The following is a 13035-nucleotide window of genomic DNA, read 5'->3' as shown; positions in this document are numbered from 1 at the left end:
AAAAACGAATATCAAACTGACATCCATGAATTGATCCAAAAAAGACCCCCACCAACCAGCAAAACTGGTCGACAGAGAAATAAATTTGGCATTTGACAAGTGCACGCTGTTGAGTTCTCAAAGATCGGACGCACCCGCAGTCAGGCCTCTCAGCCATCCCCGCAGGGCAACTTCACTTGCCCGCGCACCCCATCTGTCCTGTCGAACCGACCAGCAGCACAGGGAGCGCGGATCCATCTCTCGACCGTTTCCGGGCGACCAACCAAGCGGCTGGAGGTGAGATGGTGTTCGTCCGCCGCTTGAGGGGAGCCAGACCTTCCGGCCTTCCGCTCTACCCTGTGGGGCGAACAAGAAGAAGCTTATGACGATCCGGCCCCTTCCGTCGAATCCAGCGTGCACCCCGGGCGTGTCCGACCGCCATCACGCCGGTCGCCCCGTCTTTCCGAGGGGCGTGCGCAGCAGCAGGACGTAGACGAGCACCGACACGATCATCCCGACCGGCACCGACAGATCGACATAGCCGAGCGACTCGGCGACGGGCCCAGTCCACACCTCGGTCGACAGGCACAGGGCACTCGCGACGCCGCCGACGAGCACGGCTGCGAGGCCCGGGATGCTCCAGCCGGCGCTGTACCAGAACCGTCCGCCGCGCTCCTCGTCGAAGAGCTCGACGCCGTCGTAGCGGCCGCGGCGCATGAGGACGTCGGCCACGAAGACGGCCATCGTGGGTGCCGAGACGATCACGAGGAACTGCAGCATCAGGTTGACGGCATCCAGCAGGCTCGTCGACAGCACGAGGTAGATCGTCAGCGCCGTGCCGATCACACCCACGACGATCGCCGCCGGGATGCGGCGGATCGGAAGGCCGATCGCCTGCAGCGCCATGCTCGAGGTGTACGTGGTCATGCCGTTGAGGGCGATGGTGTTCGCGATGACACCGACGACGAGGACCGCGCCCAGCCAGCCGGGCAGGAGACCGAGCAGCGCCGACTCGATGCCCGCGCCCATCGCCTCCCCCGTGACCGCGGTCGCCAGCAGCACGCCCACGATCGTGAACACCATGCCCGGCAGCGCGCCGCCCAGCGCGGTCGCGGCGACGATGTGCGACCGCTTGGTCGAGCGGGGCAGGTAGCGGGCGATGTCGGGGCTGTTGATGTACGAGATCGGGCCCGACGCGATGATCGTGAAGCCGATCGTGATCGCCGACCACAGCGGCACGCCGGTGAGCGGCTCTGCGGCCTGGTAGCTCCAGTCGACCTGGGGCAGGATGAACGCCGCCACGGTGACGAAGATCACGGCGAGCACGATCGCGAGCCACGAGTACACCCGCAGGATCAGCGCGTGGCCGTACACGGCGACCAGCACCGTGAGCGCCGAGATCACGAGCGTGACCGCGATCGGCGCGACGATCGGGTCGGCGAAGCCCATACCGGCCAGGAGATCCGCGCCGAGGAAGGACGACGCGAGCCAGTTCAGCGCGAGGAACACCGCGCCGATGAGCCACCCGGTGAAGGCGACCACGGGTTTGTTGCCCAGCACGCCGTAGATGGCCCTGGTGATGACCGAGCCGGAGGTGCCCGCCGCCGGCCCGCTGATCGCAATGATCCCGGGGAAGATCCACAGCGCCGATCCCGCGATCACGACGAGCACCGCCTGCCACAGCTCGAGCCCGAGGAGCACGAGTGTCGCCCCGATCGTGAAGTTCAGGATGCTGACGCTCGGCGCCGCCCACACGAAGAACAGGTCGCGCGCCCGGCCGTGGCGCTCGTGGGCACCGATGAGCTCGATGCCGCGCGTCTCGGGCTGGCCGGCGGCATCCACGAACTCGCTGCTGTTGGTCGGGGCCGCCGACGCGGTCTGCGATTGCTGGGACACGGGGATCCTCTCGGTGGCGTGACGACGTCGTCGTGCCGTGGCTTCGTTGCTTCGGGATGCTGCGTCTATTGGCCGCGTGGACAATAGAGCTATTGGTCACACATCCAATAGCATGGGCGGCATGGTGTCAAGCGCCGTTGCCCCCCGTGTCCGCAAGCGCCCCGAAGAGCGCCGGGAGGAGATCCTCGCGGCCTCGGCCGCCATCGCCCTCGCCGAGGGCCTCGAACGCATCACGCTGCGGGCTGTCGCCGACCGCCTGGGGGTGCGTCCCGGCCTGATCACGCACTACTTCCCGGCCGCCGAGGACCTCGTCGTGGCGGCGTTCTCGCGCGCCGCGGCCGAGGAGCGCGATCAGCTCTTCCCCCGCGAGGGCACCGCCGTGGACCGCCTCGCACGCCTGGTCACCGGCTTCGAGAGCACCGACTCGTGGGACCTCGCGCGACTGTGGCTCAACGCCCGGCACCTCTCGCGCTCCAGCCCGGCGCTCGACGCCGCGGTCGTCGAGCAGGAGACCCTCAACGAGGCGGGCCTCGTCGACATCATCGAGCAGGGCGTGGCCGCCGGCGACTTCGCCGACGTCGATCCGGTCCACGCCTGCACGCGGATCCTCATGGCGGTCGACGGCCAGTCCTCCTACGTCAACAACACCCGCGAGGTCGCCTCGGTCGGCACCTATCGCTTCGTCTCGGACGTCGCCGAGTGGACCCTCGGCCTTCCGCCGGGGTCGCTGCACGCGCACCGCGCCCGACAGCCCGCGGACTGACGCCGCGGCATCCGCTCTGCCCAACCGCCGCCGGGAGCGGCGGAGTCCCGCGCGCTGCGAGACCCCGCCGCGCCGCCTCAGCCCTTCGCCGCCGGCGTGTAGGCGACGTGGATCCGGCCGATGTCTCCGTCGAACGCGAACGGCATGCGGTCGGCGTACGACCGGGAGACGGGTCCGCCGTAGGCGCGCCCGACGTCGAGGCAGTCGTTCGCGGAGAACAGCAGCGGGGCGCTGATCTGAACGGTCCCCGACGCGACCGACGAGCCGTTCACGCGGAGTTCGACGCGGAGCGGTCCGCCCGGGCGGGGCTCGACGTAGCTCGTCTCGATCTCGATGGTGACCTCGCCCGCGGGCAGAGGCTCGGATGCCGCGATCGTCGTGCGCTGCACGAGGAACAGGTTGTACTCGTAGGTGAGGATGCCGTCCATGACGAACGCGGTCAGGCCGCCGCCGGCGCCGCCGAGCTTGTACAGCACACCGTTGGCCTTCTCCCCCACGGTCGCCTCGATCGTCACGACGTTCGGCTTGTTGCCCAGCGCCGGCGCGCAGAACTCCGGCACCCGGAAGGTGTCGCCCGAGAACTCCCACTGCGTGTAGGGCGGCGTGATGCGGAACTCCGGGTGGTAGACCGGCACCCAGAGTCCTGCGCCCACCGGCAGCACCTTGTTCTTGGCCGCCTCGATCGCGAACAGCTCCTTCAGCGCCGCCAGCTTCTCGGGGTGCTGGTCCGCGATGTCGCGGGCCTGACTCCAGTCCTCGTCGAGGTTGTAGAGCTCCCAGGTGTCCGCGTCGGGTGTCCACGTCGCGATCCCCGGAGGGGCGCCCGGCACCCAGGGCAGGCGCGGTCCGGTCGTGGACGCCATCCAGCCGTCCTCGTAGATGGACCGGCTCGCCATGACCTCGAAGTACTGCACCCGGTGCCGGCCCTCGGCGGTCTTGTCGTCGATGGAGTACGCGAAGCTGGTGCCGTCGATCGGGTCCTGCGGGATGCCGTTGACCGTGTCGGGGTGGGAGATGCCGAGGATCTCGTAGATCGTCGGGGCCAGATCGATCACGTGGTGGAACTGCGTGCGCGGCTGCGGGTCGTGGTCGATGCGCCCCGGCCACTGGATGAACATCGGGTTGCGGGTTCCGCCGAGGTGCGAGGCCATGAGCTTCATGCCCTGGTACGGGGTCGACCCGGCCCAGGCCCACGCCGCGTGGTACTGGTTGTCGGTCGCCGGGGTGCCCAGCACATCGAGCCCGCCCAGTTCGTCGAGCACGGCGATGTGCTGGTCGATCGTGGTGGGGATCATGTTCTGCGCCAGCAGCTCGCTGATGGTGCCGTTCTGTCCCTCGCCGGAGGACCCGTTGTCGCCCCAGATGTAGATCACGATCGTGTCGTCGGTGTATCCGAGGCGCTCGAGCTCGTCGACCAGGCGGCCCGCCTGCACGTCGGCGTGCTCGCCGAAGCCGGCGCACACCTCCATCAGGCGCCGCTGGAACGGCTTCTGGTGCTCGGGGATGTCGTCCCAGCCCTGCAGCGACTCGGGTCGCGGGGTGAGTTCGGCGTCCTCGGGGATCCAGCCCGCCGCCTTCGCTGCCGCGTGCGCGTCCTCGCGGTAGGCGTCCCAGCCGTCGTCGAAGACGCCGGCGTACTTGTCGGCCCATTCCTTCATGATGTGGTGCGGGCCGTGGATGGCGCCGGTCGCCCAGTACATGAAGAACGGCTTGTCGGGCGAGAGGGCCTTGTGGTCGCGCAGCCACGCGATCGCGTCGTCGGCGATGTCCTCGCTGAGGTGGTATCCCTGCTCGGGGGTCTTCGGCGGCAGCACGCTCGTGGTGTTGCGCACCAGGTTGGGCTCGTACTGCGAGGCCTCGCCGGCGAGGAACCCGTAGAAGTACTCGAACCCGTTGCCGGTCGGCCAGTTGTCGAACGGACCCGCCTTGGTGGTCTCCTCGGCGGGGGTGTTGTGCCATTTCCCCCAGGCCGCGGTCGCGTAGCCGTAGTTGCGAAGCACCTCGGCGATGGTCGCGCTGCTCTTGGGGATGTGGCCCGAGTAGCCGTCCCAGTCGTTGGCGAGCTCGGCGATCTGTCCTGCGCCGACGCGGTGGTGGTTGCGCCCGGTCAGCAGCGAGGCGCGCGTCGGCGAGCACATCGCCGTCGTGTGGAATCGGTTGAACCCGATGCCGCCTTGGCGGATCCGATCGAGGGTCGGCGTGTTCACCTTGCCGCCCAGTGGTGCCGGCAGCGCCGGCCCGGCGTCGTCGATGAGGATCACGAGGACGTTGGGCGCGTTCTCGGGGAGGTGCCGCTCCGGCGGCAGCGGCGCGTAGGTCGACTCCGCAAGCGTGCGTCCCGCGTAGCTGCCCGAGGGCTTCGGTGCGAAGGGGAGCGTGCGGGCGGGAGGGAGAGGCTCCCCCACGATGGATGCGCGGATGCCGTCGGTCATGTGTCGCTCCTGTCGTCGTCCCACGATGGTGGTCGAACGGCAGCGCTCGACCGGCCGGCACACGACCTCACGGCACCTGGGGAGAGCGGACAGCAGCGGCGACCCCGTCGCCTCGTCGTTCGGATCCCCCCAGGACCGTGTACGGAGCGTGTCGCCTGCTCGGCATCCTAGGCGCGCCTTCCGCAGCGGACAACGATCGGAATCGGATCGGGGCGATTCTCGCGGGCGGGAGGAGGTCGGCGCACGCAGAGGCGCGACCGTCCTGCCACTACCAGGATATCCGGCGGAGGGGGCCTTGCGGCAAGGGCCCCTCGAGGGCGCATACTGGTCGGTCGCGACGCGCCCCCGTCGCGCCAGCCGCCAGGAGCCGATGCCGTGATTTCCCCAGTGACCAGCCATTCGATGCCCGCCACCGCCTTCCGCCTGCCCGAACGCCTCGCCGCGAAGGCCGATCCCGCCCTGGTCGGCGGCGACGAGCGGCACTTCGCCGCGATCGCCGACAGCCTCGCCGCATCCATCGCAGGACTCGAGGACCGCCTCGACGTCGTGCGGCGGCATCCGGGCGGCGGCGGGCAGGCCGCGCTCGAACGCGACCTCGAGATCCACCGCCTGTCGGCCCGCCTTCGGGTGCTGCGTCGGTTCACGATCGACGCATGCCTGGGCAGGATCGCGCCCGCCGACGGGTCCGCCCCCGTCTACATCGGCCGGTTCGGGCTGACGGATGCCGAGGGCCGCCGCCTGCTCGTGGACTGGCGCACGCCCGCTGCCGAGCCGTTCTTCGCCGCCACGCACGCACACCCGATGGGCCTGGCGAGCCGCCGCCGCTACCGCTGGACCGGCGGGCACGTCACCGACTACTGGGACGAGGTGTTCACGGCCGAAGGGCTCGCCCAGGGCGCCGCCCTGGACGACCAGTCGGCGTTCATCGCGAGCCTCGGCGCCAGTCGCTCGCCGCGCATGCGCGACGTGCTGGGTACGATCCAGGCCGACCAGGACGCGATCATCCGCGCCGGGTCGCGCGGTGCGCTGGTCGTCGACGGCGGGCCGGGCACCGGGAAGACCGTGGTGGCGCTGCACCGCGCTGCGTACCTGGTCTACTCCGACCCGCACCTGGGCGAGGGGCGCGGCGGGGTGCTGTTCGTCGGCCCGAGCCCCGCGTATCTCTCGTACGTCGAGGACGTACTGCCGAGTCTGGGCGAGGAGAGCGTGCAGACCTGCACGCTGCGCGAACTGGTCGCCGAAGGCCCGACCTCCGGGCCGGAGTCCGACCCGCTCGTCGCGCGTCTCAAGGCCGATGCGCGCATGGTCGATGCGATCGAGCCGGCCGTGCGCCTGTACGAGGAGCCGCCGACCAGGACTCTGCTCGTGGAGACGCCGTGGGTCGAGCTCCGGCTCGACCCCGAGGACTGGGCCGAGGCGTTCGCGTCGGCCGAGCTCGGCCTGCCCCACAACGAGGCGCGCGACCAGGTCTGGGAGACCGTGCTCGACATCCTCACCGACCAGGTCGACGGCGAGGAGGTGCCGCTGCACCAGCTGCGCCGCACGCTCGCCCGCCACGAAGAGCTGACGCGCGCCTTCTCGCGCGCGTGGCCGCTGGTGGAGGCATCCGTCCTCGTCGCCGACCTCTGGTCGGTGCCCGCGTATCTGCGCCGCTGCGCGCCGTGGCTCACCCCAGACGAGGTCGAGGCGCTGCAGAGAAAGGATGCCGCCGCCTGGACCGGCGCGGACCTCCCCCTGCTCGATGCCGCACGCCGTCGGCTGGGCGACCCGGCCGCGTCGCGTCGCCGCCGTGAGCGCGAGGCGCAACTCGCAAGGGAGCGCGAGTACATGGCGCAGGTCGTCGACCGCCTCAAGGAGGCCGGCGACGAGATGATGCAGTGGCTCGACGGCGACGACCTGCGCAACAGCCTCGTCGACGAGTCGGTGCTGGCGGCATCCGATCCCGACCTGCTCTCCGGCCCGTTCGCGCACATCGTCGTCGACGAGGCGCAGGAGCTCACCGACGCGGAATGGCGGATGCTGCTGGCCCGCTGCCCGTCGCGCAGTTTCACGATCGTGGGCGACCGCGCGCAGGCGCGTCACGGGTTCCGCGAGTCGTGGCGGGACCGCCTCGAAGCCGCGGGTCTCACGGACGTCGAGATCGCGTCGCTGACGGTGAACTACCGCACGCCCAGCGAGGTCATGGACGAGGCCGAGCCGGTGATCCGCGCCGCGATCCCCTACGCGAACGTGCCGACGTCGATCCGCGAGAGCGGCATCCCGGTGCGGCATGGCGCCGTCGCCGAGCTCGAACCGCTCCTCGAGGAGTGGCTCACCACGCACGCCGAGGGCACGGCATGCGTCATCGGGGATCCGTCGTTCGCACCCCGCGAGCGCGTGCGGTCGCTCGCCCCGGAGCTCGCGAAGGGGCTGGAGTTCGACCTCGTGGTGCTCGTCGAGCCCTCGCGCCTCGGCGGCGGGATCGAGGGCGCCGTCGACCGCTACGTCGCGATGACCCGCGCGACGAGCCGGCTGGCGGTGCTCGAGGGGTAGGGCGGCGCGCGGCAGGCGGGAGCACCGGCGCCGGTCAGCGCGGCGCAGTCCACGAGGCGGTGTAGCGCCAGAACAGGCGGCGCCGCATCCGGATGCCGGGGAGCACCTCGGTGGCGATCGCGCGGATCTCGTCGAACGACTGGCTCGCCTCGGCAGTCGGAGCCTGCATGTGCGCCGGAGTGCCGGTCGCGCGGGCCGGGTGACGTATCAGGCCGACGAGCGGATTCAGCAGGAGCGACACCCATTCGCGCATCGTGTCGCCTGAGGCTTCTTCGGCCAGTCCGACGATCACGACCCGGCCACCGGGGCGCAGCGCCGCGCGAGCCTCGTGGAGCGCTGCCCAGAGGGGCATGTGATGCAAGGAGGCCACGAACACGATCACGTCATACGCCTGCGCCGGCTCAGCCCCGAACTCCCGTCGGTTGATCCGGATGCGCGTCCCGCTGAACCGTCGTCCGGCGGCCGCGGCGGTATCGGGATCAGGTTCGATGCCGATAGCCGTGGGGAACACCTCCGCGAGAAGCTCCAGCAGGTTCCCGGTGCCGCAGCCCACGTCGACCGCGGTGACTCCGCCGCGGCGACGCACCGCGCGTGCGTGCCTGAGCACGAACCCCGCGTAGGCGTCATTGTGCGACCACGGGTGGGCGGCGTTGACGCGGCCGAGGAATGCCAGGAATCCCATCGTGTCCAGCCTAGGCATGTCGCCTCGTTCCGCTCCATGGCGATCACGCGGGCGAGCTGACGGAAACCCCCGATCAGTCCGAAATCGAGCGACCCGCACCTCGCCGCGATGTCGGAGGTATGTTCTAAAGTCGGGGTATGTGCAGGACCGATGCGCTCCATTGTGACGACGCCGCGGCGATCGTCGGCGAGCTCGATCGCGTGCGTCGCGCGCAGGCCGAGCTCGAGGCCGAGCGCACCCGCCTGCTCGACGCGCTGCGGCGGGCGAATGAGGCGCATCAGGAACGGATCGTGTCCTCCGACTCCGCCGGTGAGACACCGCGCGGCGAGGCGACGGATGCCGCGGATTGGGTGGAGCGCTCGACCCGCGCCGAGGCGGCCTGCGTGCTCCGCATCACCGAACGGCACGCGGCCGCACTGATCCGCGAGGCGCGCGTGCTGTGCGCCGACCTGCCCGGCACGATGGCCGCGCTGACTGCCGGCGAGATCTCGTACCGGCATGCTGCGGCCCTCGTCGAAGACGCCGAGCTGTTCGCCCCGCTCCACCGGGCCGCATTCGAAGACGCGGTGCTCGCGGGCCGCCTCGACGTCACCGCTCACCGATTCGCCCACCGCTGCCGGCGGGTGCGCGAACACCTCGACCCCGAGACCATCGAAGTGCGTGCCACTCGCGCCACCCGGTCCCGGCAGGTCAACGTGCAGCCCGCGCGCGACGGCATGGGATGGCTGATGGCCTACGGCCCGATCCTGCAGGTCCATCTCGCCCACACCCTGCTCAACGGCATCGCGAAGGACGAGCAGGATGCCGGCGACCCGCGAACCCTCGACCAGCTCCGGTTCGACGCGCTCGTCGACGCACTCCTGCGCAGCGGTCGCCCCTCGACCGTGCCCGACGCCACCGACCCGGCGACCACGCTCCGCGACGTGCGCGTCGATGTGACGCTGACCGTGCCCGCACTCACCCTGCTCGGTCACGGCGACGAACCCGCCGTGCTCGACGGGTTCGGCCCGATCCCCCTCGACGTGGCGAAGGCCATCGCCGCGGGCGCCCCCTCCTGGCGGCGCGTGCTCACGCACCCCGTCACCGGGGTGCGGCTCGCGTACGACCGCGAGACCTACCGCGTCCCGGCAGCGCTGCGCGCCTGGCTCGCCGACCGCGACGGCACCTGCCGTTTCCCCGGCTGCGACCACCCGGCCGGCACGTGCGACGCCGACCACAACCACGATTGGGCCGATGGCGGCTGCACCGACCACGACAACCTCGCGCACCTCTGCCGCAGGCACCACCGCCTCAAGCACCACCGCCTCAAGCACCACACCCGTTGGTGGCCCGCCTCGAGGACGATCTGCTGGTGTGGACCAGTCCTTCCGGGCACGAGTTCGCCTCCGGACCACGAGAGGACCGCGTCCCTCCGCTCACGCCGATCCGCGCGTGACACGGTCATCAGCACGCGTCCGCGCGGATCGGACTTCGACGACTCGTTCGCCATGAAGCCCTAGTACCTTCGGCGTCGTGACCCTGGAGCCGGGGCGCGCATGAGGCTGCGCTATGCGGACGCGTGCCGGCTCTGCGGTCACGCCCCTCCCGGCAGGAACCGATGCCGTGGACGAACGTGACTCGAGAACCGCCGTCCCGCTGCACCACCGGCGCCGTCAGGGAACCCGCAGCTCCTCGGGCTCCACGACGACGTCCACGAGCGCGCCGTTGCGCCACACCGTCATCTCCATGCGCCGGCCGATCGCGCCCTCGACCATGCGCCGCTGCAGCGCGGTGGGATCGGCGATCGCGACGCCGTCGAGGGAGAGCACGATGTCGCCGCGATGGGCACCGGCGAGTGCGGCGGGGCTGTTCGGCACCACCGACACCACCTGCATGCCGCGCTCCGCGCCCGCCTTCAGCGCCGCCGCGGGCGCCAGCGGAACCGTGGCCCCCGCGATCCCGAGCCAGGCACGACGCACCCGCCCGACCGTACGCAGCGCGTCGATGATCTCGCGGGTCGTGGCGTTGATCGGCACGGCGAGACCGAGCCCGACGCCGGCGACCGCGGTGTTGACGCCGATCATCCGGCCCGCGCTGTCGGCGAGCGCGCCGCCGCTGTTGCCGGGGTTGAGGGCGGCATCCGTCTGGATCACCTCGTCGATCACGCGCCCCGATCGCGTCGGCAGCGAACGCCCGAGCGCCGACACGATGCCCGCGGTCACGCTGCCCGACAGCCCGCGCGGATTGCCGAGGGCGACCACGAGCTGACCCACGCCGAGTTTCGACGCGTCGCCCAGCGTGAGCGGCGGCGGGGTCGCGCCGTGCGCGCGCAGCACGGCCAGATCCGACAGCGGGTCGGCGCCGACGACGGATGCCGCCGACGTCGTGCCGTCGGGGAACTCCAGCTCGACACCGGTCGCCCCCTCGACGACGTGGGCACTGGTCAGCAGGTGCCCGTCATCGGTGATCACCGACGCGCTCCCCGCCCCCGCGCCCTGGCGCGTGTGCACCGACACCGCCGCGACCGACGGCAGCACCGTCTGCGCCACGCGCATGACGATCGTCGAGTACGCGTCGAGGGCGTCGTCTTCGTCCACGCACCCAGTGTCGACCCGTGACGGATGCCGCGGCCCGAGTTCGCCGTCGGCGCAACACCCCTCAGTCAGGCGGCGCGTCAGGCCGCGGCATCCCACCACTCCAGCACGCGGGAACCGATCAGCGTGAGCCAGCGCGACGGCTCGCCCTCGGCGGCGTCGACGTCGAACCAGGTGCGCCCGGGCAGCGGCGTCGTCTGCAGCCACGTCCCGTCGCTCTGCCGCGCGGCGCGCACCACGTCGATCGCCTCGGCGAGCCGGGAGTCAGGGGCCGTCCCCTCGAGCAGCGCGACGTCGCGGAAGTGGTCGAGCGCGACCAGCGCGCTGTACCGATGGCGGTTCGGGTACACGAACCGGGTCACGAAGTCGCCCACGACCTCGCCCGTCGACGCGCGGAGCATCAGCCGCCGCGACAGCAGGTACTCCTCGCCGCCGTGACGGGCGTCGCGCATGCTCGTGTCACCGGTGATCCGCTCGTAGGCGAGGATGCCGCGCGCGGCGTTGAGGGTCGAATGGAACGACGACCGCACCGAATCGCCCTCTTCGGCCTCGCAGTTCCAGCCGCCGTCGGCCAGGCGATGCTCGGGGAACCACGCGACCAGCCGCGACACGTCGGCGCCGAGCCAGGCACCGCTGGCGAGCGTGTAGGAGTTGATGCAGACATCGACCTCGCCACCCCAGTACGGCAGGTCCTCGTACTCCCACCTGCTGTTCGCTGCGAGCTTCTCAGCGGTGCCCGCCAGAACCGCGGCATCGACGCCCCACTCCCGCAGGTCTTTGAGCGACCACGTGGTCGCGACCCACGGCTGACCCGGCGCCTCGGCCTCGGCGCTGCCGAAGAACCCGGCGGGGAAGAACGCGCCGCCGGCCCACTGGCCGTCGGCATCCTGCTTCGCCAGCAGCCGCGCGCCGAACCCCTCGGTCGCGACCCGGCGCCGCGTCTCCTGCCAGACCTCGGCCGGCGCGCCCGCCAGATCCCGCTCGACCTGCCACCGCAGTGCGGGGTCGGCGTCGAGCAGCCAGTCGAGCACACGCTGATCGATCGTCATGGGGGCAGGGTAGCCACGGTCATGGACATCGTGAAGGGCCGGCGCGGGCCGAGCGGCGGCATCCGCTCGTCACGGAACCGTGAGGAACGTTGCCCGTGCACCGCTCGCCAGGGAGAATTGCCCGATGCCCATCGTCGACAACGGCGTGTACGTCGCCGGGAAGCGGATCGAGAATCCGTCGAGCCTCGCCGAGACCTTCGAGTACACGCGCGCCCACCACGGGATGGCGTGGATCGGACTGTTCCGCCCGTCGCCCGACGAGATCTCGCAGGTCTCGGACGAGTTCGGGCTGCACCCGCTCGCGGTGGAGGATGCGCTGACGGGCCATCAGCGTTCGAAACTGGAGCGCTACGGCGACGTGCTGTTCGTCGTGCTGCGGCCCGCCCGCTACATCGACGAGTCCGAGACCGTCGAGTTCGGCGAGCTGCACGTGTTCGTCGGCCCCGACTTCATCGTGACGATCCGCCATGCCGAGTCCCCCGACCTCAGCCGCGTGCGTCGACGCATGGAGAACGAGCCGGACCTCCTGGCCCTCGGTCCCGAGGCCGTGCTGTACGCGATCCTCGACGAGGTCGTCGACGAGTACACGCCGGTGATCGACGGCGTCGAGAACGACATCGACGAGATCGAGGACGCGCTGTTCGAGAACGGCGGCGTCTCGCTGTCCAAGCGCATCTACGACCTGTCCCGCGAGGTGATCACGCTCCAGCGCGCGGTCGCCCCGCTCGCCGACATGCTCGAGGCGCTGCAGCGGGGAGCGCCCAAGTACGAGGTCGACCTCGAACTGCAGCGGTCGCTGCGCGACGTGCACGACCACGCCCTGCGCATCATCGACAAGACCACGGCGTTCCGCTCGATCCTCGACAACGCGCTGACCGTCAACGCGACGATCGTCACCCAGCGTCAGACCGATACGGCGCTCGTCCAGAACGAGCAGGTCAAGAAGATCTCCGGCTGGGCGGCGATCCTGTTCGGCCCCACGCTGGTCGGCACCATCTACGGCATGAACTTCGACTACATGCCCGAGCTCCACTGGACCCTCGGCTATCCGATGGCCCTCGCGCTCATGGCGGCCACGAGCGTGACGCTGTACGTGGTGTTCCGCAAGCGCCACTGGCTCTGACGATCC

The 13035-nt window shown here is 70.7% G+C and carries 9 protein-coding genes; 4 read left to right on the top strand and 5 right to left on the bottom strand.

Annotated features, from left to right (window positions below):
- Nucleotides 1-420 precede the first annotated feature (420 nt).
- A complete protein-coding gene (locus AC1DDU_RS09540) occupies nt 421-1875 on the bottom strand; it encodes a purine-cytosine permease family protein (protein WP_477433366.1) in 1455 nt (484 codons plus the stop codon).
- A gap of 121 nt (nt 1876-1996) precedes the next feature.
- On the opposite strand from AC1DDU_RS09540, the gene AC1DDU_RS09535 reads away from it, so the two are divergent.
- A complete protein-coding gene (locus tag AC1DDU_RS09535; protein ID WP_477433364.1) occupies nt 1997-2638 on the top strand; it encodes a TetR/AcrR family transcriptional regulator in 642 nt (213 codons plus the stop codon).
- Between the two features lie 77 nt (nt 2639-2715).
- Here the strand turns inward: AC1DDU_RS09535 and AC1DDU_RS09530 are convergent, their stop codons facing one another.
- Nucleotides 2716-5070 carry an arylsulfatase gene (locus tag AC1DDU_RS09530; RefSeq protein ID WP_477433362.1) on the bottom strand — a complete coding sequence of 785 codons (2355 nt, stop codon included), beginning with the start codon at nt 5068-5070 and terminating at the stop codon, nt 2716-2718.
- A 402-nt stretch (nt 5071-5472) separates the two neighbouring features.
- Between AC1DDU_RS09530 and helR the strand changes: the two genes are divergently transcribed.
- Nucleotides 5473-7602, top strand: a complete 2130-nt coding sequence (gene helR / locus AC1DDU_RS09525) for an RNA polymerase recycling motor ATPase HelR (protein ID WP_477433361.1) — start codon at nt 5473-5475, stop codon at nt 7600-7602.
- Nucleotides 7603-7636: 34 nt separating this feature from the next.
- Here helR and AC1DDU_RS09520 read toward each other — a convergent pair whose 3' ends face one another.
- Nucleotides 7637-8284: a class I SAM-dependent methyltransferase gene (locus tag AC1DDU_RS09520; protein WP_477433359.1), complete on the bottom strand. Its 648-nt coding sequence runs from the start codon at nt 8282-8284 to the stop codon at nt 7637-7639.
- Between the two features lie 137 nt (nt 8285-8421).
- Between AC1DDU_RS09520 and AC1DDU_RS09515 the strand changes: the two genes are divergently transcribed.
- Nucleotides 8422-9783: an HNH endonuclease signature motif containing protein gene (locus AC1DDU_RS09515; RefSeq protein ID WP_477433357.1), complete on the top strand. Its 1362-nt coding sequence runs from the start codon at nt 8422-8424 to the stop codon at nt 9781-9783.
- Nucleotides 9784-9936: 153 nt separating this feature from the next.
- On the opposite strand, the gene AC1DDU_RS09510 is transcribed toward AC1DDU_RS09515, so the two are convergent.
- The gene (locus tag AC1DDU_RS09510) at nt 9937-10860 is read right to left on the bottom strand and encodes a S1C family serine protease (RefSeq protein ID WP_477433355.1); all 924 of its coding nucleotides are present in this window, start codon (nt 10858-10860) and stop codon (nt 9937-9939) included.
- Nucleotides 10861-10937: 77 nt separating this feature from the next.
- A complete protein-coding gene (locus AC1DDU_RS09505) occupies nt 10938-11906 on the bottom strand; it encodes a squalene cyclase (RefSeq protein WP_477433353.1) in 969 nt (322 codons plus the stop codon).
- 124 nt (nt 11907-12030) lie between these two features.
- Here AC1DDU_RS09505 and corA point away from each other — a divergent pair, with 124 nt between their 5' ends.
- Nucleotides 12031-13029 (top strand): magnesium/cobalt transporter CorA, encoded by a 999-nt coding sequence (gene corA / locus AC1DDU_RS09500; protein WP_477433352.1) that lies wholly within the window; start codon nt 12031-12033, stop codon nt 13027-13029.
- The last annotated feature ends 6 nt before the right edge of the window (nt 13030-13035 follow it).

The organism is Microbacterium sp. 05T445, assembly GCF_056395865.1.
This window is presented reverse-complemented; position numbering and strand designations above follow the sequence as displayed.

Excerpts from the sequence above, each read along its gene's own strand:
- AC1DDU_RS09530 (WP_477433362.1), bottom strand. The coding sequence starts at position 5,070 with ATGACCGACGGCATCCGCGCATCCATCGTGGGGGAGCCTCTCCCTCCC.
- corA (WP_477433352.1), top strand. The coding sequence starts at position 12,031 with ATGCCCATCGTCGACAACGGCGTGTACGTCGCCGGGAAGCGGATCGAG.
- AC1DDU_RS09515 (WP_477433357.1), top strand. The coding sequence starts at position 8,422 with ATGTGCAGGACCGATGCGCTCCATTGTGACGACGCCGCGGCGATCGTC.
- helR (WP_477433361.1), top strand. The coding sequence starts at position 5,473 with ATGCCCGCCACCGCCTTCCGCCTGCCCGAACGCCTCGCCGCGAAGGCC.
- AC1DDU_RS09535 (WP_477433364.1), top strand. The coding sequence starts at position 1,997 with ATGGTGTCAAGCGCCGTTGCCCCCCGTGTCCGCAAGCGCCCCGAAGAG.
- AC1DDU_RS09505 (WP_477433353.1), bottom strand. The coding sequence starts at position 11,906 with ATGACGATCGATCAGCGTGTGCTCGACTGGCTGCTCGACGCCGACCCC.
- AC1DDU_RS09520 (WP_477433359.1), bottom strand. The coding sequence starts at position 8,284 with ATGGGATTCCTGGCATTCCTCGGCCGCGTCAACGCCGCCCACCCGTGG.